At 61.2% G+C, this 21,104-nt stretch carries 21 protein-coding genes; 5 read left to right on the top strand and 16 right to left on the bottom strand.

All coding sequences use genetic code 11. The features are described from left to right. The first annotated feature begins 227 nt into the window (after window positions 1–227). Together B9A11_RS12725 and B9A11_RS12720 are read left to right on the top strand one after the other, a co-directional pair. The gene (locus B9A11_RS12725; RefSeq protein ID WP_058248420.1) at window positions 228–1,091 is read left to right on the top strand and encodes a glycosyltransferase; all 864 of its coding nucleotides are present in this window, start codon (window positions 228–230) and stop codon (window positions 1,089–1,091) included. Then, a complete protein-coding gene (locus B9A11_RS12720; protein ID WP_234988826.1) occupies window positions 1,031–1,903 on the top strand; it encodes an NAD-dependent epimerase/dehydratase family protein in 873 nt (290 codons plus the stop codon). The genes B9A11_RS12725 and B9A11_RS12720 overlap by 61 nt, the downstream gene beginning before the upstream one ends. Before the next feature lie 6 nt (window positions 1,904–1,909). Here B9A11_RS12720 and B9A11_RS12715 read toward each other — a convergent pair whose 3' ends face one another. Both B9A11_RS12715 and tgt read right to left on the bottom strand, forming a co-directional pair. Continuing rightward, the gene (locus B9A11_RS12715; protein ID WP_058248418.1) at window positions 1,910–2,866 is read right to left on the bottom strand and encodes a hypothetical protein; all 957 of its coding nucleotides are present in this window, start codon (window positions 2,864–2,866) and stop codon (window positions 1,910–1,912) included. A 71-nt stretch (window positions 2,867–2,937) separates the two neighbouring features. Beyond that, on the bottom strand, window positions 2,938–4,065 hold the full coding sequence (gene tgt / locus B9A11_RS12710; RefSeq protein WP_058248417.1) for a tRNA guanosine(34) transglycosylase Tgt: 1,128 nt from the start codon (window positions 4,063–4,065) through the stop codon (window positions 2,938–2,940). Between the two features lie 126 nt (window positions 4,066–4,191). Here tgt and B9A11_RS12705 point away from each other — a divergent pair, with 126 nt between their 5' ends. The 3 genes from B9A11_RS12705 to B9A11_RS12695 all read left to right on the top strand — a co-directional run bounded on the left by B9A11_RS12705 (window position 4,192) and on the right by B9A11_RS12695 (window position 8,479). Further along, entirely contained in the window at window positions 4,192–5,901 is a 1,710-nt protein-coding gene (locus B9A11_RS12705) for a glycosyltransferase family 2 protein (RefSeq protein WP_234988825.1), read from the top strand. Beyond that, on the top strand, window positions 5,898–6,848 hold the full coding sequence (locus tag B9A11_RS12700; protein WP_058248415.1) for a glycosyltransferase family 2 protein: 951 nt from the start codon (window positions 5,898–5,900) through the stop codon (window positions 6,846–6,848). The genes B9A11_RS12705 and B9A11_RS12700 overlap by 4 nt, the downstream gene beginning before the upstream one ends. A gap of 194 nt (window positions 6,849–7,042) precedes the next feature. Then, entirely contained in the window at window positions 7,043–8,479 is a 1,437-nt protein-coding gene (locus B9A11_RS12695; RefSeq protein ID WP_058248414.1) for a DEAD/DEAH box helicase, read from the top strand. 150 nt (window positions 8,480–8,629) lie between these two features. Here the strand turns inward: B9A11_RS12695 and B9A11_RS12690 are convergent, their stop codons facing one another. From B9A11_RS12690 to nuoH, 14 genes are all read right to left on the bottom strand, one after another. Next, window positions 8,630–9,055, bottom strand: coding sequence for an OsmC family protein (locus B9A11_RS12690; RefSeq protein ID WP_058248413.1), 426 nt, complete (start codon window positions 9,053–9,055; stop codon window positions 8,630–8,632). A gap of 97 nt (window positions 9,056–9,152) precedes the next feature. After that, complete coding sequence (locus B9A11_RS12685) at window positions 9,153–10,817, bottom strand: ribonuclease J (protein WP_058248412.1); 1,665 nt, start codon at window positions 10,815–10,817, stop codon at window positions 9,153–9,155. Then, window positions 10,814–11,590 (bottom strand): type III pantothenate kinase, encoded by a 777-nt coding sequence (locus B9A11_RS12680; protein WP_058248411.1) that lies wholly within the window; start codon window positions 11,588–11,590, stop codon window positions 10,814–10,816. The genes B9A11_RS12685 and B9A11_RS12680 overlap by 4 nt, the downstream gene beginning before the upstream one ends. 12 nt (window positions 11,591–11,602) lie before the next feature. Further along, entirely contained in the window at window positions 11,603–12,331 is a 729-nt protein-coding gene (locus B9A11_RS12675; protein ID WP_058248410.1) for a biotin--[acetyl-CoA-carboxylase] ligase, read from the bottom strand. A gap of 75 nt (window positions 12,332–12,406) precedes the next feature. Next, the gene (nuoN, locus tag B9A11_RS12670) at window positions 12,407–13,849 is read right to left on the bottom strand and encodes an NADH-quinone oxidoreductase subunit NuoN (RefSeq protein ID WP_058248409.1); all 1,443 of its coding nucleotides are present in this window, start codon (window positions 13,847–13,849) and stop codon (window positions 12,407–12,409) included. A 13-nt stretch (window positions 13,850–13,862) separates the two neighbouring features. Then, a complete protein-coding gene (locus B9A11_RS12665) occupies window positions 13,863–15,416 on the bottom strand; it encodes an NADH-quinone oxidoreductase subunit M (protein WP_058248408.1) in 1,554 nt (517 codons plus the stop codon). Further along, window positions 15,416–17,506 (bottom strand): NADH-quinone oxidoreductase subunit L, encoded by a 2,091-nt coding sequence (gene nuoL, locus B9A11_RS12660; protein WP_058248407.1) that lies wholly within the window; start codon window positions 17,504–17,506, stop codon window positions 15,416–15,418. The genes B9A11_RS12665 and nuoL overlap by 1 nt, the downstream gene beginning before the upstream one ends. 4 nt (window positions 17,507–17,510) lie before the next feature. Next, complete coding sequence (gene nuoK, locus B9A11_RS12655; RefSeq protein WP_023849383.1) at window positions 17,511–17,816, bottom strand: NADH-quinone oxidoreductase subunit NuoK; 306 nt, start codon at window positions 17,814–17,816, stop codon at window positions 17,511–17,513. 105 nt (window positions 17,817–17,921) lie between these two features. Continuing rightward, window positions 17,922–18,122 (bottom strand): hypothetical protein, encoded by a 201-nt coding sequence (locus tag B9A11_RS12650; protein ID WP_058248406.1) that lies wholly within the window; start codon window positions 18,120–18,122, stop codon window positions 17,922–17,924. Between the two features lie 25 nt (window positions 18,123–18,147). After that, on the bottom strand, window positions 18,148–18,750 hold the full coding sequence (locus tag B9A11_RS12645; RefSeq protein WP_058248405.1) for an NADH-quinone oxidoreductase subunit J: 603 nt from the start codon (window positions 18,748–18,750) through the stop codon (window positions 18,148–18,150). After that, on the bottom strand, window positions 18,747–19,151 hold the full coding sequence (locus B9A11_RS12640) for a carboxymuconolactone decarboxylase family protein (RefSeq protein WP_058248404.1): 405 nt from the start codon (window positions 19,149–19,151) through the stop codon (window positions 18,747–18,749). Before B9A11_RS12640 ends, B9A11_RS12645 begins: the two co-directional genes overlap by 4 nt. A 121-nt stretch (window positions 19,152–19,272) precedes the next feature. Further along, window positions 19,273–19,767: an NADH-quinone oxidoreductase subunit NuoI gene (nuoI, locus tag B9A11_RS12635; protein WP_058248403.1), complete on the bottom strand. Its 495-nt coding sequence runs from the start codon at window positions 19,765–19,767 to the stop codon at window positions 19,273–19,275. Continuing rightward, a complete protein-coding gene (locus tag B9A11_RS12630; RefSeq protein WP_058248402.1) occupies window positions 19,767–20,060 on the bottom strand; it encodes a hypothetical protein in 294 nt (97 codons plus the stop codon). The genes nuoI and B9A11_RS12630 overlap by 1 nt, the downstream gene beginning before the upstream one ends. Window positions 20,061–20,062: 2 nt before the next feature. Next, window positions 20,063–21,100, bottom strand: coding sequence for an NADH-quinone oxidoreductase subunit NuoH (nuoH, locus tag B9A11_RS12625; protein WP_058248401.1), 1,038 nt, complete (start codon window positions 21,098–21,100; stop codon window positions 20,063–20,065). Between the last annotated feature and the right edge of the window lie 4 nt (window positions 21,101–21,104).

The raw sequence follows: 21,104 nt of genomic DNA, 5'->3' as shown, positions 1-21,104 counted from the left end.
TCAATAAAATGCGACACGAATTTTGTGAGCGCCGAACGCCCTTTGATCGCGGCACGCGGCAGCGGATTGATACATGATTGATTGCATCAATTCCGCACAAAGTCCTAAATTTTCGTTGTAAAATTTGAAGATTTCGCAAAGCCAGATATATCAATCTTCAGAAAAGCTTCATTTTACCTAACCAGTGAAATGCCCTACCCAACCGTCAGAGCAACCCCGAGGACACCATGTACGACGCCCCGACCGCGCTGACCCGCCTTGATCCTGCGCTGATCGCAACCCGTCCGGCGCGCGCATCTCGTGCCTTTGTGACCCTCGTGACCAACGCCGATTTTGCGCTTGGCGCCAAAGCTTTGATGAATTCGCTGCGCTTGACCGGCACCGACGCCGATCTGGTTGTCCTGCACACCGCCGCCGTGCCCGACACCGCGTTAGAGCCGCTGCGCGCCATGGGGGTGCGCCTGATCCTGACCCATCATCTGCCGCTCTCTGACGCGTTTAACCATGCACACGCCAAGTCGCGCCTGCATGGCCGCGCCCCGTTCACCAAAGGGACCAAACCCAGCTTTCACACGCCGCTGGATAACTTCATCAAGCTTCGGCTATGGCAACTGGATTACCAGGCTTGCGTGTTCCTGGATAGCGATACGCTGGTGCTGCAAAACGTCGACAAGCTGTTCGATTACCCCGATTTTTGCGCCGCTCCGAACGTTTACGAAAGCCTCGCCGATTTCCATCGCATGAACTCTGGCGTCTTTGTGGCCCGGCCCTCGGCTCAGACCTTTGCGCAAATGCTGGCCCGTCTCGATACGCCGGGCGCGTTCTGGAAACGCACCGATCAGACTTTTCTTCAGGACTTCTTTCCAGACTGGCACGGCCTGCCGATCTTTTACAACATGCTTCAATACTGTTGGATCAACCTGCCGCAACTCTGGGATTGGAACAACATTAAGATCGTGCACTATCAGTATGAAAAACCTTGGCAAAAAGACCATGCAAAGGCACATCAGCTGCGCCCGTTGATCGACCTTTGGCACAGCTACGCCGAAGGCAATATGCCCGATCTCAGCCGCCTTCCGAACGCCGCATGAGGATCGCCCTGACCGGAGCGTCGGGCCTGGTTGGCCAGTTTTTGCTGCGCGGTCTGGCGGGTGAGGTGACGACGTTTGGCCGGACCAAGGCGTCTGACAGACACGTCACGTGGGATCTTGCAGATCAAGACATTGACCTGTCAGGGATCGACGTGCTGATCCATGCCGGCTTTACCCATGAACCCGGCAAATATCGCGGTGGTGAAGGCAACGATCCACAAGGATTTGTGCACGCCAATCTACACGGCACTCAGCGCCTGTTCCGCAACGCCGCCAAGGCGCATGTGCAGACGGTGATCTTTTTGTCGACGCGCGCCGTGTTTGATGATGTGCCGCAGGGCACGCCGCTGACCGAAGAGCTGCAACCGCGCCCCTCCTCGCTTTATGGTCAAGTGAAAGTCCAATGCGAACAGGATCTTAGCGCCCACCGCTTTCGCGGGATTGCCCTGCGCGCCACGGGCGTTTACGGGCCGGGCCCACAGCACAAGTGGCGCCCCCTGTTCGACGACTACCAAAGCGGGCGCCCTATTCCCCCTCGACGCGGGACCGAAGTGCATGGCACTGATTTGGCCGAGGCCTGCAACCTCCTGATCCAAAATGATATTTCCGGGCCGGTTCATGCGTCGGATATTGTGGTCGATCGCCATGATTTGCTGACCGAGGTGCAAATGATCACCGGCAATCCCGCCGCCCCGCCGCCGCCCGCCGGCACACCCGTAAAGCCGCTGATCTGCGACAAGCTGACCAATCTTGGTTGGCGTCCGGGTGGCTGGGATCTGCTGCGCAGCGATCTGAGCGAGATGCTCCGTTAAATTCTGTCACGCCGCCCGCACATGGGCCTCGGCAATGGCCGCGAGCAGCGCGCCGATCATCGCCTGCTGATCCGCGGTAAAGCCTTGATCTGCTGACGTTTCCTGCCTCAAATCATCGGTCTCGAACAACGCCTCGTCCTTGGGGAAATAGCGCTGGCGCACCGCCTCATTGCTGGCGGCATAGTAATCCATCAAGGCACGCGCCTGCGCGGCGGACAACAGCCGCGCCTGACGCCCCAAATCGCCGCAGCGCGCCTCAACCGCCTTGCGCAAGCGCGCCACATCATAGCCGCCTGCGGCCTTTAGCAAGTGCAGCATAGTCAGCATTTCATCGCTGGGCGAGGCGTTGATCGGCGCGGCGCGCAGCTCATGTGGCACATGAGAAACACCTAGCAGTGCATTGAAATCGCTTATTATATCTTCGTCTTTCAAGTGACCCTTCTCGAACCGACGCACGTATATTCGCGCCTGAGGAAAGCCCTCCTCCCACCGTCTTAGAAGCCGATCATAATCGCCATACGCATCCCGCGTCTCTTTGATGTAGCTGCTGATGGGGCCCCCGTAACGCCCATTCTTGACGCGTTGCCGATAGTGCGATTCCATGAACCGATCCTGCCGGCGCAGGTACACCACGATGTTCAAAGGCAAGCGCGTGAGGCTCGGCAGGATTTGCGCCAGCTGCGCCAGATCGACCCCGTTGGCCGACAGCATTTCCGACGACAACACGATATTGCGGGCCGTCGCCTGCGCGATGCCCTCTTCGATCAAGCCACCCACGTGCCGGGCAAAGTCGAGATCCCCGCGCCGCAGCGCTTTGGGCAGCCGGTTCAGCGAGGACCGCCGCACCAGCTTCACGAATTGCACGTCATGCCGCGCCAGAAACGCGGCTTGCGCCTGGCCAAAGTGTTGAATCGCCGTCGAACCGGTCTTTTGCGTCCCGATATGAAGCCACAGCTGCGTCATCGTCCTGCCCCTACCTTCAGGGGCAGGATGGCGGGTAAACATGGCCAAATTCGGGAAAGCCCGTGGCCCGATCAGAGCCGTTCGATGTCGCCTAAGGCGCGCGTCGCTTGGAAATCCGCCTCGAAAGCGACAAAGGTTCCGGCCTCGATCGCGTCACGCATTCCCTGCATAAGCTGCTGATAATAATGCAGGTTATGCCAAGTCAGCAGCATCCCGGCGATCATCTCGCCACTGCGGTACACATGATGCAGATAAGCGCGGCTATAGGACGTGCACGCCGGACAGGTGCAGTTTTCGTCCAAGGGGCGCGGATCATCGGCGTGGCGCGCGTTCTTGAGGTTCACCTGCCCGCGCGGGGTCCACGCCTGCCCGGTGCGCCCGGATCGCGACGGCAAAACGCAGTCCATCATGTCGATGCCGCGTTTGACCGCGCCGACAATATCCTCTGGCTTGCCCACCCCCATCAGGTAGCGCGGTTTATCCTCGGGCAATTGCCCCGGCGCGAAATCGAGACAGCCGAACATGGCCTCTTGCCCCTCGCCCACGGCCAAGCCGCCAATGGCGTAGCCGTCAAACCCGATGTTTTTCAGGGCTTCGGCGCTTTCGGCGCGCAGGTCTTCTTCGAGCCCGCCTTGCTGGATCCCGAACAGCATGTGCCCGGGCCGATCGCCAAACGCATCACGCGACCGCTGCGCCCACCGCATCGACAGGCGCATACTGTCGGTCAAACGCTTGCGATCCGCAGGCAGCGCCGGGCATTCATCAAACGCCATGACGATGTCAGAGCCCAGAAGCTTTTGAATCTCCATCGACCGCTCGGGCGTCAGCTCATGCTTGGAGCCATCGACATGCGACCGGAAGGTCACGCCTTTTTCCGTCAATTTGCGCAGCTCAGACAGGCTCATCACCTGAAAACCACCCGAGTCGGTCAAGATCGGCCGATCCCAGTTCATGAACTTGTGCAAACCGCCCAAACGCGCCACCCGCTCTGCGCCGGGGCGCAGCATCAGATGGTAGGTGTTCCCCAAGAGGATGTCCGCCCCGGTCGCGCGCACGCTTTCGGGCAGCATCCCCTTGACGGTGGCTGCAGTGCCGACCGGCATGAACGCCGGGGTCCGGATTTCTCCGCGCGGGGTGGTGATCACCCCCGTGCGCGCGCGCCCGTCACGGGCCTTTAGGTCAAACGATGTCAAAGCCATAAACGCCCCTTAGCGCCCCGGCCCGCCCCTGTGAAGCCCTTTGCGTGAATTACCTCTCCTCTTGCTCTATCTGCGCAATCCGGCCACTTTGCCGATATGAGCAGAACACCCACGTATAAGGGCGGTATGGCCGCCCTATTGTCCCAGTATGAGGCGCGCCGCGACTCGTTTTCCTATGCAGAGGGCGAAGCGCTCCCGCCGCTCGACCTGGACCTTGCGCCCATGGCCGACCAGATCGTCGCCGATCCCCAAGACGACCCCGTTCTCGGCCCGCCGTTTCGCTCTTCTTATCACCGCAAGTGCTTTCAACTTCGTGAAGAACTGCAAGGGCAGAGCGAGTTGGTGTTTCTCAACGGCCTGCTGATCGCGCATTTGCGCAAACGCAGCTATCCTGACCACGCGCCGACCTTGTTCCAACGGCTGTGGGCCGAACACGGCGCGCACCTGCTGGCGCATCTCAACCAACGGTGGTTGGTGTCCGCCGTCACCACCTTTGGGGATCATGGGACGACGCCTGCGCAGCGCAGCGTCGGGCTGTCTTTGACGGCGCTCTTTGGGATGATGAAGCTCTACGAATCCGAGAGGTTACACTCGGGTCAGCCGCCCGAAAAACCCTTTACGCTGGAAAAGACCCGCGCCCCGTTGCCGATGGAAATGGACGCCTATTCCATCACCAATGGCGGGCTCGATGTGAACCTGCTGGCGCGTTTGTGGCAAGAGGCCGAGGGCGACCAAGTGATCGCCCCGCTGGCGCATCACCTGCTGGATTTGCTGATCCATGACGATCGAACGCTGTTTCGTCGGTTGCAAACCATGCGCACGCGCAAGTTGAAGCAGATCGCGGCCAAGACGAACAAACGCTCGAATATCGCACCCGTTCCGGTGGACCGGCTGCACCTGACGCCTCAGAGCCTGCGCTGGGGTCTGGTCTCGACGATCAGAGCGCCGCTGCCGCAAATCGCCCGCTGGGCCGCGCACCATCTAGAGCTGGGCGCCGATGCTTTGCACATTTACCTTGATGAACCAAATGCTTCCACAGCCGGGTTCCTCAAGCAGAACCCGCGCGTTCATGTCACGCTGTGCGATGACACCTACTGGCAGAATTCCGGCAAGCGCCGCATGGATCAACACCAGCTGCGCCAAGCCTTTAACGCCACGCGCACCCTGCGCGCCAGCGAAGCCGATCTTGACTGGCTGGGGCATATCGATGTCGACGAGTTCTTAATCGCGCAAAATCCCGTTAACGAAATTCTCGCAGCCATGCCGCCCGCCACCGCCGCGGCGCGTGTCTCTCCTGCCGAATGCCTTGCGCCAGAACACGGCCAGCCGCGCCACTTCAAGTTCTCGCACAAGTACGCCGGACTGAAAAAAGCAATATTGCAAGAGGTTTACCCCACCTTCGGACTGCATCTATACGGCGGTTTCCTGTCCCATACCTCTGGCAAGGTGTTTGCCCGAACCGGCATTCCCGACACCCGCTTAGGGATACATGCGCTCAAAATGCACAAGGAAGAAGTGTCCAATCGGCACCGTCCGCCGGGCATTTGGCTGGCGCATTTCCACGCCCCCTCTTGGGAGCATTTCCGATCTCATCTAGAGTTTCGACGCACGCGTGGATCTTACCGTAAACGCAACGAGCGCCCCGAGCTTGGCCAATCCGAACTGTTCGATTTTCTCATGGAGGAAGAAGGCGACGAAGGCCTGCGCGCCTTTTTCGAAGAGGTCTGCGCCGACACGCCCGAGTTGCGCGAACGCCTGTCCGAGCACAACATGCTGTTGACCCACGACTTCGATTTCGACGGCGCGGTGCACCGCGTGTTTGGACGCCTGCCATGACCACTTGGGGAACGGTCACCACGACCAATGCGCCTCTGGATGCGATCCAACGGTTCGCGGCATGGCATTTGGAACAGGGCGCGCACAGGCTGTACATCTACTTGGATGTCGATGCGCATGACACCTTTAGGGCGCTGAAATCCCACCCTAAAATCCGTGTCGTCCAAACCGATAAAGCCTATTGGGCCAAGCGCAATGGACGCCCGGACAAGCATCAGGCCCGCCAAAGCATCAACGCCCGCCACGCCAACAACCGCAAGCCAGAGGTCGATTGGCTGGCCCATATCGACACCGATGAATTCCTCTTGTCGGAAACCCCCGTCGCCGCGCAATTGGCCGCCCTGCCCGCCTCAGCACTCTGCGCCCGCGTGCGTCCGATCGAGGCGCTGGCAAATGGAACCGGCACCGCGCCCGGCGAGACGGCCTTTAAAGCTTTCCACCAAAATCAAGCCGAGCGTCACCGCGCCGCCGAGGATTGCTTTCCAATGTGGGCCTCCCATTTGTCCGGCGGTTTCCTGTCCCATGTGGCCGGCAAGCTGTTCTTTCGCCCGGGCACCAAAGGTCTACAAATTAAGATACATAACGTTACCCTTAACGGCGTCCAAAACCCTGGCCAAGCTGACCTGCCCGGTATTGAGCTTGGACACTTCCACGCCGACAGTTGGGCGCATTTTATAAACGCTTATCGCTTTAGACTGGCGCGCGGGTCGTATCGATCCGAGCTAAAGCCGCAGGTACGCCGGGATGGCGCGCTAAGCTTGCACGACCTGTTTGCGGTGATCGAAGAGGATGGCGGCGAGCCCGCCTTGCGCGCGTTCTTTGACGAAGTCTGCGTCGCGGATCAGCCCTTGTGCGATAGACTCAGTGCCCATGGATTGCTGCGTCGACACGTTATGAAACTGGACGACCTGCGTGCGAAGCATTTCCCCGGAAACAATCCAAGCTGAATTAACCGTTTGTTTCCGTTTTGGGACGAATATAGCATCACGATTGCCCCGCAGGCGTAGGCTTTGATTGACCTTTTACGGCATTTTCACTAAAGACCCCCCCACAGGGGATGCAAACGGCGCGACGCCGGGCCAAAAGGGCTATCCCAGACAGACGCGCGGGCCAGGAAAGTGTCCGCATCGATCGGATACATATGACAAAATTTTCTGACCTGAACCTCAGCCCCAAAGTTCTCAAAGCCATCGAAGAGGCCGGTTATGAATCGCCCACTCCGATTCAGGCGGGTGCGATTCCCCCGGCGCTTGAGGGCAAGGATGTGCTGGGGATCGCCCAGACCGGCACGGGGAAGACCGCGTCCTTTACCCTCCCGATGATCACCAAGCTCGCCCGCGGCCGCGCCCGCGCCCGGATGCCCCGGTCGCTGGTTTTGTGCCCAACCCGCGAGCTGGCCGCGCAAGTCGCCGAAAACTTCGACACCTACGCCAAGAACGTCAAACTGACCAAGGCGTTGCTGATCGGCGGCGTGTCCTTCAAGGAACAGGATCAGCTGATCGACAAGGGCGTCGATGTGTTGATCGCCACGCCGGGCCGCCTCTTGGACCACTTTGAACGTGGTAAATTGCTGCTGACCGGCATCGAGATCATGGTCATCGACGAAGCCGACCGGATGCTCGACATGGGCTTTATCCCCGACATCGAACGCATCTTTGGCCTGGTGCCGTTTACCCGCCAGACGCTGTTCTTTTCCGCCACCATGGCGCCGGAAATTGAGCGGATCACCAACACGTTCCTCTCGGCCCCGGCCCGCATCGAAGTCGCGCGTCAGGCCACCGCATCCGAGAACATCACGCAAGGTGCAGTTGTGTTCAAGCCCTCGCGCAAAGACCGCGAAGGCACCGAGAAACGCAAGGTGCTGCGCGCCCTGATCGACGCCGAGGGCGACAGCTGCGACCGTGCGATCATCTTCTGCAATCGCAAGGTCGACGTGGATATCGTCTCGAAATCGCTCAAGAAATATGGCCACAACGCTGCCCCGATCCATGGCGATCTGGACCAGTCGCAGCGGATGAAGACGCTGGATGCCTTCCGCGATTCTGAACTGCGCATTCTCGTGGCCTCGGACGTGGCGGCGCGCGGGCTGGACATCCCGGCCGTAAGCCACGTGTTCAACTTTGACGTGCCGAGCCACGCCGAGGATTACGTCCACCGCATTGGCCGCACCGGCCGCGCAGGCCGTTCGGGCAAGGCGTTTACCATCTGCACGCCGCGCGATGAAAAGTACTTTGATGCGGTGGAAAAACTGATCCAAAAAGAGATCCCGCGCCTCGACAATCCGGTCAAGACCGAGGCCCCTGCCGAGAAAGTGGAAGAGACCAAGGACACGAATGAGCCGCGCAAATCCAGTCGCTCGCGGTCGCGCAGCAAGTCCTCCGATGACAAGCGCCAAGTGGAAACCCGCTCTGAGCCGCGCACAGAAAAGCGCGAAGAGCCGCGTCGGGACACCCGCGACAATCGCAATGACACCCGTGGCAAAGATCGCGGTGGGCGCAGGGACAACAACGTGGTTGGCATGGGCGACCACCTGCCCGACTTTATCGCGCTGAGCTTTGACGAGCGCCGCGCCAGCTAAGCCCTTGGTAAAATTTACAAAACCGCTCCGAATATCGGGGCGGTTTTTGTATGTTTTGATGCGAAAACGGGCGCACCGTCAAGGCGCGCCCGCAACTCGTTAAGGGTAACCAGAACAGGTAGACAAAGGCTTTTCGTTAAAACTCGTAAATCAAACCAATTCTGCGGACATGGTGATCTCGCAATCCAGCAGCTTGGAGATCGGGCAGTTCTCTTTCGCGGTTTGCGCCGCCTTTTCAAAGGCTTCGACAGAGGCACCCGGCACTTTTGCCGCCACGGTCAGGTGGGATTTCACCACCGCAAAGCCACCGTCTTTCTTATCCATGTAGATCTTGGCCGTGGTCGAAATTTCGTCGGGGACAAGATCGCTCTCGCCTAGGATCATCGACAGAGCCATGGAAAAACAGCTGGCATGCGCCGCGCCGATCAATTCCTCGGGGTTGGTGCCCGCGCCGTCTTCGAAGCGGGTGTTAAAGCCGTAGGGCTGCTCCTTGAGGGCGGTCGACTCGGTGGACACCGTGCCTTTGCCATCTTTCAGGCCACCCATCCATTTGGCGGAACCGGCTTTTTCAATCATTCTGTTCTCCTACAGTCAGGCGTGTTATCCGCCCAACCCGCCGGAGAAGGTTAAGTTCCATTAAAAAAGCCCGCCACTGGGGCGGGCTGATTAACTTTTAGGACAGGCGGCTGACCACCACCGTCACCTCTGGCTTTTTACCAATCTCGTTCATGCAGGTCTGGCGCGTGACGCGGCGCAGCCCCTCTTCGAGCTTGTCGTCGTCGGTCAGGGTCTTGTCCCCGGCGCGGCCCATGAACTGCGACAGGTCCTCTTCGAGCACGTCAACCAGCGGCGCGTTGGACCGCCCCTGCTCGGCCAGCCCCATCAGCTCGCACCACGGCTCGCCCAGCGGCTCGTCGTCCTCGTCCAGGATCACCGTCACGATCACATGACCGTTCAGAGCCATGCGGATACGGTCGCGCACGATGCCATCCAGCGCGCCGATCTGCACCGAACCATCCAGATAGGTGCGCCCGGTTTCGATGTATTCGGCCACCTTCGGCGCGTTGCCGGTGAGGTCGATCATCATACCGTTCACCGCCAGAACGCCCGCGCGGCCCTTGGCCTCGGACAGTTTTACATGCTCGCGCAGGTGACGATGTTCGCCGTGCATGGGCACCACGATCTGCGGCTGAACCACGTCCTGCATGGTTTCCAGATCGGGGCGGTTGGCGTGCCCCGAGACGTGGTAGTCGTTGGAATTGTCAATGACATCAACGCCTTTCTCGGAGAGCTGGTTGATGATGCGGATCACGCCGCGCTCGTTCCCCGGAATGGTTTTCGACGAGAACAGGAACAGATCGCCCTCTTTCAGCTCGATCCCGTGGAACTTGCCGCGCGCCAATTGCGCCGAGGCCGCGCGCCGTTCCCCCTGCGAGCCGGTGACCAGCAGCATCAGGTTTTCACGCGGGATAGAGCCTGCGTCCTCGGTGTTGATGACCTTGGGAAAGTCGCTAAGCACGCCGGTTTCCACCGCCGCTTCGATCATCCGCCGCATGGCGCGGCCCATCAGGCAGATCGACCGCCCAGCCCGCTCGCCCGCCTGCGCAAGCGTTTTGACGCGCGCCACGTTGGACGCAAAGGTCGTCGCCACAACCATGTTCTCGGCCCCGGCGATCAGCTCTTCGACGTTCTTGCCGATCGACGCCTCGGAGCGGCCCGGCTCGGGCGAGAAAACGTTGGTCGAGTCGCAGATCAGCGCCTTGACCCCGTCCTTGGACACTTCGCGCCACAGCTCCGGGTCCCACGGCTCGCCGACCAAGGGCGTGGTGTCCAGTTTGAAGTCGCCGGTATGGATCACGCGGCCCGCCGGGCTGTCGATCACAAGCCCGGAGCTTTCGGGGATCGAGTGCGAAATCGGCAGGAAGCCCAGCGTGAACGGCCCAAGTTTTACCGTTTCCGGCCAAGGGGATACGGTGCGGACGGCCTTGCCCTCAACCCCATACTCCTTGAGCTTGTGACGCGCGATATTCGCGGTAAACGCGCGCGCATAGATCGGCGCGCCGAGCGCTTCAAAGGTGTGGCCGACCGCGCCCACGTGGTCTTCGTGCGCGTGGGTGACGATGACGGCCTCGATCCGGTTGCGGTTTTCACGCAGCCAGCTGATGTCCGGGATGATCAAGTCCACCCCCGGCGTGCCGTCCATATCCGGAAAAGCGACGCCCATATCGACCACGATCAGGCGTTCCTCGCCCGGTTTGCCGTAGCCATAGACGTAACAGTTCATGCCGATCTCGCCGGCGCCCCCAAGGGGGAGGTAAATCAATCGTTCAGTGCTCATAAGGTCTTGCCTTTGTTATGATCATGGATGACCCGCAGACCGTGCATGGTCAGGTCATCGCGGAATTCGTCGAACAGGTCGACGGCCTGCTGGAACAGCGGGGCCAGCCCCCCCGTGGAAATGATGCGCATTTTACGGCCGCGCTCGGCCTTGATCTGGTTGCAGATCTCACGCACGAGGCCGACGTAGCCCCAGAAAACGCCAGACTGCATACAGGCCACGGTGTTGGTGCCAACCACCATGGCCGGTTTGGAAATATCGACGTGAGGTAGCGCCGCCGCTGCCTGGTGCAAGGCTTCGAGGCTGAGGTTAACGCCCGGCGCAATGACCCCGCCCACATAGGCGCCATCCTCGGCCACCACGTCGAACGTCGTTGCGGTGCCGAAATCGACAACGATCAGGTCGCCGCCGAATAGATCGTAACCCGCAACGGTGTTTACAAGACGATCCGGGCCCACGGCAGTGCCCGCATCGACGCGCACGTCCACCGGCAGATCGCATTCTGGCTTGCCCACCACGATGGGGCGCGTGTTGAAATAGCGGTCCGCCAGCACACGCAGGTTGAACACGACGCGCGGCACGGTGCTCGAGACGATCACGTCGGTGATGTCCGCTTCGATCTTTTGAAAGGCCATCAGGGTCGACAGCCAGACATAGTATTGGTCCGCCGTGCGCTGGTGCATCGTGGCCGTGCGCCAAGTGGCGATGAACTTCGCCCCGTCCCAGATGGAAAAGACGGTATTGGTGTTGCCGCAGTCGATGGCCAAGAGCATGGGGGCGGTCCCTTAGAAAAACACGTCCGCGGCGGCGATGGCGACGCGGGCTTTGGGGGTCTTTAAGACCAGATTGCCCTCGGCGTCCACCGTCTCAAACACGCCCACCGTCTCTTGCTGCGTGGTGCGTGCCGTGATGGTCTCACCCAGGCGGGCGGCGCGGGACAGCCACGCCTCGCGCACCGGGGCAAAGCCAAAGGTGGTAAAGGTCCGCTCCCACTTGGCGTAGGCCTGGGCCAGCGCGGTCAGGAAGGCTTCGGGCGTGAGGCGCACGCCGGTTTCGGCCAGCAGGCTGACCGGGGAGACCGCACCCGCTTCGACTTGGGACGCATCCGGCGCAGCGATCAGGTTGACGCCGATGCCGATGGCCAGATAGCCGGGACTGCCCTCTAGCAGGATGCCTGCCACCTTGCCGCCGTTCAGCAGCACATCGTTGGGCCATTTCAGCGACAGGCCCGCGTCGGTCCCGGTGACTTGTGCAAAGGCATCATAAAGCGCCAGAGAGGCCACGAAACTGCGCAGAGCGATCACGTCGGGCGCCTCAAGCGGGCGCATCACCAGCGTGGCGGTAAAGTTGCCCTCGGGGTTCACCCAAGCGCGCCCGCGCCGCCCGCGCCCTGCCGTCTGGCGCAGGCCAAGAATCCACTCCGGCCCCGCCAGATCCGGCGCAATGCGCGCCGCTTCGGCGTTTGTACTGTCGACCTCGGGCAGAACCCGCTTGGCATATCCGTCAGGCCACATTCTGAAAGCCCCCTTAGAAACGCAGCAGCGCGCCCGAAAGGCGCGCCACCGTTTGCTTAATTGTCAGGCCGTCGGTCAGTTGACCAGCGCCATGGCCGCCGCTTGCGCCGCGCCATCGACGCCGAACATGTTGACGATGCCGACCACCATGATGATCGCGGACGCCATCAGGAAGCCCCAAAGGACCGGAGACTTGCCACCGTCCAGCGCCTCTTCCTGCTCTTCGCCAAAGTACATGTAGTAGACGATCCGCAGGTAGTAGAAGGCCCCGATCACCGAGGCGATCACACCGGCCACCGCCAGCCACGCAAGGCCCGCCTCGTAGGCGGCGCGCAGCACGTAGAGCTTGCCAAAGAAGCCCAGCAGCGGCGGAACACCGGCCAGCGAGAACAGCAGCACCAGCATGGCCAGCGCCTTGCCCGGCTCCTTGGAGGCGTACATGCCAAGGGCGTTGATGTCGGTCACCGGCTGGCCGTCACGCTCCATCGACATGATAAAGGCAAAGGTGCCGACGTTCATGGTGACGTAGATCGCCATGTAAACCAGCATCGCGTGCACACCCAGCTCGGTGCCCGCCGCCAGACCCATCAACGCATAGCCCATGTGGGCGATCGACGAGTAGGCCATCAGACGCTTGATATCGCGCTGGCCGATCGCGGCAACGGCACCAAGGAACATGGACAGCACGGAAATCAGCGCGATCACCTGGCTCCAGTCCGCGACGGCCCCGCCAAAGGCGTCGTGCATCACGCGGGCGAACAGGCCCATGGCCGCCATCTTGGGCGCGGTGGCAAAGAAGGCGGTGACCGGGGTCGGCGAGCCTTCATAGACGTCCGGGGTCCACATGTGGAACGGCACGGCAGAGACCTTGAACGCGAGGCCAGAGATCATCAGCACGAGGCCCAGCAGCAGACCGACCGAGACGTGGCCTTCGGTGGCGGCGGCGATGATGCCCGAGAACAGCGTGGTGCCCGCAAAGCCGTAGATCAACGATGCGCCGTAAAGCAGCAGCCCCGAGGACAGCGCGCCCAGCACAAAGTACTTGAGGCCCGCTTCGGTGGATTTCACGCTGTCGCGGCGCAGCGACGCGACAACGTACAGCGCCAGCGATTGCAGCTCGAGGCCCATATACAGCGACATCAGATCGCCCGCAGAGACCATCATCATCATGCCGACGACGGCCAGCGCCACCAGCAGCGGATATTCAAACCGCAGCAGGCCACGGCGGGCCATGTACCCTTCGGACATCAGCAGGACCGCCGCCGCCGAGGTCAGGATGACCACCTTGGCAAAGCGCGAAAAGCCGTCTTCGATGAACATCCCGTTAAAGGCGACCGAAGCCCCCTCGCCCGTGGTGCCCACCCAGAAAGCGATCAGCAGGAACAGCGCCGAGGTCGCCCAGACCAGCACAGAGGCCAGCTTGTCCTTGCCGGTGTAGACCGCGCCGACCAGAGCCACCATCGCGAACAGCGCGATGAGGATTTCCGGCAGGATGATGTTGAGATCAGCCGAGATCATGTGACCCGCCCCCTTAATGTTCTGCTACGGCTGCAACAGGCGCAGCACCCAGACCGGCCGCCTCGACAGCCGAGTCGTAATGTTCAACCAATGCCGTGACGCTCGGCCCGATGCGGTCGAGGATCGGCGCGGGATAGACCCCCATCCAGATCGTCATGACCACCAGCGGCGCAAAGATCAGCTTTTCGCGGGCGTTCATGTCCTGAATGGTCTTGAGGCTTTCCTTGATCAGATCACCCATGACCACGCGGCGGTACAGCCACAGCGCATAGGCCGCCGAGAGGATCACACCGGTTGCAGCGCCCGCCGCGACCCAGGTGTTCTTCTGGAAGATACCCATGAGGGTCAGGAATTCCCCGATAAAGCCAGAGGTGCCCGGCAGGCCGACGTTCGCCATGGTGAAGAACATGAAGATCAGCGCATAGGCCGGCATCCGGTTCACAAGACCGCCATAGGCGTCGATCTCACGGGTGTGCATCCGGTCGTAAATCACGCCCACACACAGGAACAGCGCGCCAGAGATAAAGCCGTGCGACAGCATCTGAAAGATCGCGCCGTCGATGCCCTGCTGGTTCGCCGCAAAGATCCCCATGGTCACGTAGCCCATGTGCGCGACGGACGAATAGGCGATCAGCTTTTTCATGTCCTCTTGGACCAGCGCCACCAGCGAGGTGTAGATGATCGCGATCACCGAAAGGGTGAAGACGAGGTCAGACATCACTTCAGAGCCCACCGGGAACATCGGCAGCGAGAAGCGCAGGAAGCCGTAGCCGCCCATCTTGAGCAGGATCGCCGCCAGCACCACCGAGCCTGCGGTCGGCGCTTGCACGTGGGCGTCCGGCAGCCAGGTGTGCACCGGCCACATGGGCATCTTGACCGCGAAGCTGGCAAAGAACGCGAGGAATAGCAGCGTCTGCATCCCGCCGACCACCTGAATGCCCAGCAGGCTGAACGTCTCGGTGCCAAAGGTATGAGTCATCAGCGTCGGGATGTCGGTGGTGCCCGCGTCCGCGTACATCGCCACCATCGCCACCAGCATCAGCACCGAGCCAAGGAAGGTGTAGAGGAAGAACTTGAACGATGCGTAAATGCGGTTCGCCCCGCCCCAGATGCCGATCACCAGGAACATCGGGATCAGACCGGCCTCGAAGAACATGTAGAACAGCACCAGGTCCAGCGCCATGAACACGCCCAGCATCAGCGTTTCCAGCAGCAGGAAGGCGATCATGTATTCCTTGACCCGCTTTTCCACACCCCAAGAGGCATAGATCGTCAGCGGCATCATAAAGGTGGTCAGCATCACGAACAGCACCGAAATGCCGTCGACGCCCATCTTGTAGGTCAGGCCCATCACCCAAGTGCGTTCCTCGACCATCTGGAAACCGGTGTCGGCGGGGTCGAACTGGAACAGGATGAACAGCGAAATCACGAAGGTCGCCGAGGTGGCGATCAGCGCCAGCCACTTTGCATTGCGATCGGCCGCCTCATCCCCCCCGCGCAGGAACAGCGCGAGGACAAGGGCTGCCAGAGCGGGCAGGAAAGTGACGATGGAAAGAAGGTTACCCATTAGTGCGCCCCTCCGCTGAGCGTCATCCAGGTGATGAAGACCGCGATGCCGATGACCATGGCAAAGGCATAGGTGAAGATGTAGCCGGACTGCGCGCGCCCAGCGAGCTTTGTAAAGAAGGGCACGATGCCCATGGCCACGCCGTTGATCGACCCGTCGATGACATTGGTGTCACCGCGCTTCCAGAAGAAGCGGCCAATGGCCTTGGACGGTTGCACGAACAAGAAGTCGTAGATCTCGTCAAAGTACCACTTGTTCAGCAGGAACTGGTACAGCGGCTGCTGCTGCTGCGCCAGACGCACCGGCAGCGACGGGTTGACGATGTAGAACAGGTAGGCGGTGCCCAGACCGATCAGCATGGCGATGAAGGGGCTGATCTTGACCCAGGTCGGGGCGTGGTGCGCCTCGTCCATGACGTGGTTGTCCGGGTGGATAAAGATCGCGCCCTGCGGGGCCGCGTGGGCCACCGCTGCGCCGTGATCGTCAGCTGCGCCATGATCCGCCGCCGGGGCCGCGTGATCGTCACCGTGACCGGCGTCCGCCATCTCTTCGTGATGGGCGGGAATGCCAAAGAACTTGTTCACCGAGTTGTGGTCGCCAAAGAACGAGTTGTACCACACCATCCCCGAGAAGATCGCACCCAGCGACAGAACGCCCAGCGGGATCAGCATGACAGTCGGGCTTTCATGGGCGTGCTCATGGGCGTGCTTGTCGCCGCGCGGCTTGCCGTAGAAGGTCATGAAGATCAGACGCCAGCTGTAGAACGAGGTGAACAGCGCCGCGATGACCAGCATCCAGAAGGCATAGCCCCCCGCGGTGCCCGCCCATGCGCTTTCGATGACCGCATCCTTGGACAGGAAGCCGGCAAAGCCAAAGTGCGTCAGCGGGATACCCACGCCAGTGATGGCCAGCGTGCCGATCATCATCGCCCAGAAGGTCAGCGGGATCTTCTTACGCAGGCCGCCATAGTTGCGCATGTCCTGCTCGTGGTGCATCGCGTGGATGACCGAGCCTGCGCCCAGGAACAGCATCGCCTTGAAGAAGGCGTGCGTGAACAGGTGGAACATGGCCACCGAATAGACGCCCACGCCCGCCGCCACGAACATGTAGCCCAGCTGCGAACAGGTCGAATAGGCGATCACGCGCTTGATGTCGTTCTGCACCAGACCCACGGTGGCGGCAAAGAAGGCCGTCGTCGCGCCCAGCACGGTCACGAAAGCCATGGCGTTCGGCGCGTATTCCATCAGCGGCGACATGCGGCACACAAGGAACACACCGGCGGTCACCATGGTTGCGGCGTGGATCAGCGCCGACACCGGGGTCGGGCCTTCCATCGCGTCCGGCAGCCAGGTGTGCAGCAGCAGCTGCGCCGATTTACCCATGGCACCGATGAACAGCAGAACCGCGATCACCTCGGAGGCGGTCCACTCGCGCCACAGGAAGGTCAGCTGCGTGTCCGCCAGACCGGCCGACGCGGCAAAGATATCGTCAAAGTTGATCGAGTCCGTCAGGTAGAACAGCGCAAAGATGCCCAGAGCGAACCCAAAGTCACCCACACGGTTGACCACAAAGGCCTTCATCGCGGCGATGTTGGCGCTCGGCTTGCGGTAGTAGAAGCCGATCAGCAGGTAGGAGGCGACACCCACGCCTTCCCAGCCAAAGAACATCTGGACGAGGTTGTCCGACGTCACCAGCATGAGCATGGCAAAGGTAAAGAACGACAGATAGGCAAAGAACCGGGCGCGATAGCTTTCCTCGCCCTCTTTGAAGTTCTCGTCATGCGCCATGTAGCCGAAGGAATAGAGGTGCACGAGCGCCGAAACGGTGGTGACGACGATCAGCATGATCGAGGTCAGGCGGTCCAGACGGATCGCCCAATCGGTGCTGAGCGAGCCAGACTCGATCCAGCGCATGATCGTGATGTGCTGGGTTTCCGGCCCATGGGTCAGGAACACGACCCACGACAGGGCGCAGGCCAGGAACAGCAGGCCCGTGGTGATCCACTGGGCGCCGCGGATCGACACGAACCGCCAGCCGAAGCCCGCGATCAGGCTGCCCACCAGCGGGGCGAATAGGATGATGGTTTCCATCGGCTTAGCCCTTCATCACGTTGACGTCTTCCACGGCAATGGTGCCGCGGTTGCGGAAGAAACAGACGAGAATGGCAAGGCCAATGGCCGCTTCCGCAGCAGCCACCGTCAGGACAAAGAGCGTAAAGACCTGCCCCACCAGATCGCCCAGATGGGTCGAAAAGGCGACGAGGTTGATGTTGACCGCCAGCAGCATGAGTTCGATGCTCATCAGCAGGATGATCACGTTCTTGCGGTTCAGGAAGAGCCCGAAAATCCCGATGACAAACAGCACAGCTGCCACCGTCAGGTAATGTTCCAATCCGATCATTGTCGTCCCTCCGGGTCGTTTGCCCGTTTCAGTTCCGTCTCGTCTTGCACAAGGGCTGCGCCCCTGCCCCCGGTTGCCCGAGGTCTCAAATCTCTGTGCGGCCCGTCAGACCGCCGGGGGGCGCAACCGGGCCATCAGCCCGCGCATCACCCCGATTTTGCCGTTCACCCAGACCTGGCCAGCCTGAGGCAGGATCGAAACGGCGCGGCGGAGCACCCAAGCCCCCGCCAAAAGTTTCGCCACCCAGAACATCCCGTAGGCCGCGACCCCCCACGGCGACAAAAGGAAGTCCCAGACCGCGCTCATCGCGCGCCCCGGCAAGGGCGGGCCATTACAGGCCCTGCCCCGGTTTGACGTCGCGCAGTTCCATCGCCGTGGCGGGGTCGCGCATCATCTGGGCCACCACGTCCTGACGCTTGACGTCGGCACGGTGGCGCAGGGTCAGAACAATCGCGCCAATCATAGCGACCAGCAGGATCAGACCGGCCAGCTGGAACAGCAGGAAGTACTGGTCATAGAGGATCATCCCCAGCGCCTGCGTGTTGTGCATGTCAGCGGGCATCGGCGCGGCCATCTGGCTTGCGGCCAGTTCCGACGCTTCCCAGACGCCAAAGGCCATGGCCAGCTGCATCAACAGCACAAGGCCAATCAGCAACGCCAGCGGCATATAGCTGGCCATCTCGGCCTTGAGCTCGGCAAAGTCCACGTCCAGCATCATCACCACGAACAGGAACAGCACCGCGACCGCGCCCACGTAAACGATGATCAGCAGCATCGCGACGAATTCCGCGCCCATCAGCACGAACAGCCCCGCCGACGACAGGAAGGCAAGGATCAGCCACAGCACCGAGTGCACCGGGTTGCGGCTAACGACCGTGAACAGGCCCCCCGCAATGGCGCTGAGCGCAAACAGGTAGAAGGCAAAGACCATCATGTCTCATCATCCTTTTTGTCGGCCATCACCTCACGCGCCAGTTCCATGGCGCGGGTCATGGCGGGTATACCGGCGAACATCGACATCTGCGCGATGGTCTCGGCCACTTCTTCTTCGGTGGCGCCCGCCTCGATGGCGTGGCGCACGGTCATCCGGAACGGCGTTTCCGCCTGTGCCCCTTGCATGGTCAGCCCCGCGAGGGTCAGCAAAAGGCGGGTTTTGGCGTCCAAGCCCGACTTGGACATGCCCTTGCCAAAGAACATCTCCATGGCGTCCTTGGACATGGTCGGCCAAAGCTTTTCAAAACCCTTGGGATCGAACGAGGTCATCGCAGGGTTAAAGGCCTTGGCCATTTCCTGCGCTTGTTCCATCATCAGTTCAAAAGGCGTCTTGCCGGTCATTGCGCCGTCTCCTTTGTCGTTGCGAACGATACAGGCTCGGCACAAAACGCACCGCCACAGGCCGCCGCGCCCCGGCCAAGGGCCGAAGTCAACGCAGCACAGCTATGGCGGAGAACAGGTTTCATCGGTAGGGCGCATCCATTTCGAGGTTGCGCGCGATCTCGGCTTCCCAGCGCTCGCCGTTTTCCAGCAGCTTGGCCTTGTCGTAGAACAGCTCTTCGCGGGTCTCGGTCGAGAATTCAAAGTTCGGGCCTTCGACGATGGCGTCCACCGGGCAGGCCTCTTGGCAGAAACCGCAGTAGATGCACTTGGTCATGTCGATGTCGTAGCGCGTGGTGCGACGCGAACCGTCTTCGCGCGGCTCGGCGTCGATGGTGATCGCCTGCGCGGGGCAGATCGCCTCGCACAGTTTGCACGCGATGCAGCGCTCTTCGCCGTTGGGATAGCGGCGCAGCGCGTGTTCACCGCGAAAACGGGGCGACAGCGGCCCCTTTTCATGCGGGTAGTTCAGCGTCGCCTTGGGCGCAAAGAAGTACTTCAGCCCCAGCTGAAAGCCCTTCACGAAATCCGCGAGCAAAAAGTATTTTGCCGCCCGCCCGTAATCGATGTTTGCCATCACGCGCTCTCCTGCTTGTCGGCGTCGGGCTCTGCCGCCGCCTCGGGGAGGATCTTGTCCCCACCCGACTGATCACTTTGATCCGCGCCAGCCGCAGCCCGCGCCGTGTTATCTGAACCCGCCGGCACGTCAGCCGCCCAGCGGAACAACGCCGCGGCGATCTCGCTCGCCTGCGGCATCAGGTTTCCCTCGGCATCCACATCCGGCAAGCCGCAGTCGCGGACAACGAAATCGCCGAGCGAAATCATGTCCACATACTTGGCATCCAGAAGCGCTTGCTTGAGGTCGGACATCCTTAGCCCCCAACCGCCCAGCGAGCGTAGAGCCCCCAGAACCAGCCGAACTTGGCAGCGAAGGCCACGAAGACGACCCAGACCAGCGAGAACGGCAGGAAGACTTTCCACCCCAGGCGCATCAGCTGGTCATAGCGGTACCGCGGGGTGATCGCCTTGACCATCGAGAACAGGAAGAAGACGAAGATCATCTTGATAACCATCCAGAACAACCCGTCCGGCAGGCCTTCGACCGGGGACAGCCAGCCGCCAAAGAACAGCAGCGAGACCAGGGCGCACATCAGGACGACGGCGGTCAGTTCGCCGATCATGAACAGCAAGAACGGCGTCGAGGAGTATTCCACCTGGTAACCGGCAACCAGTTCCGATTCCGCTTCGGGAAGATCGAACGGCGGGCGGTTGGTTTCGGCCAGCGCCGAGATGAAGAACAAGATCATCATCGGGAAGTGCGGCAGCCAATACCAGCTCAGCAGGCCCATGCCGTCCTGCGACTTGACGATCTCGCCAAAGTTCAGCGACCCGGCCGAGATGACAACGCCGATGATGATCAGGCCGATCGACACCTCGTACGAAATCATCTGCGCCGCAGAACGCAGCGAGCCAAGGAACGGGTACTTGGAGTTGGACGCCCAGCCCCCCATGATCACGCCGTAAACCTCTAGCGACGAGATCGCAAAGACATAGAGGATCGCCACGTTGATATTCGCGATCACCCAGCCGTCGCCGAACGGGATCACCGCCCAGGCGATGAAGGCCATCACAAGGCTGACCATCGGCGCGATAAAGAACACCGCCCGGTCCGCACCCGCAGGCACCACGACCTCTTTGACGATATACTTCAAAAAGTCGGCAAAACTTTGCAGCAAGCCGAACGTGCCAACCACGTTCGGACCGCGCCGCATCTGGACAGCCGCCCAGATTTTGCGGTCGCCCCACATCAAGAAGGCCAAAGACACAAGAAGCGGCACCAGAACCAAAAGGATCTGGGCCAGCACGACCAGCGCGATTCCTGTGTAAGTGGTGGTAAAGAAGTCAGACATCTGG

The organism is Tropicibacter naphthalenivorans (assembly GCF_900176475.1).
Taxonomy (GTDB): Bacteria; Pseudomonadota; Alphaproteobacteria; order Rhodobacterales; family Rhodobacteraceae; genus Tropicibacter; species Tropicibacter naphthalenivorans.
This window is presented reverse-complemented; position numbering and strand designations above follow the sequence as displayed.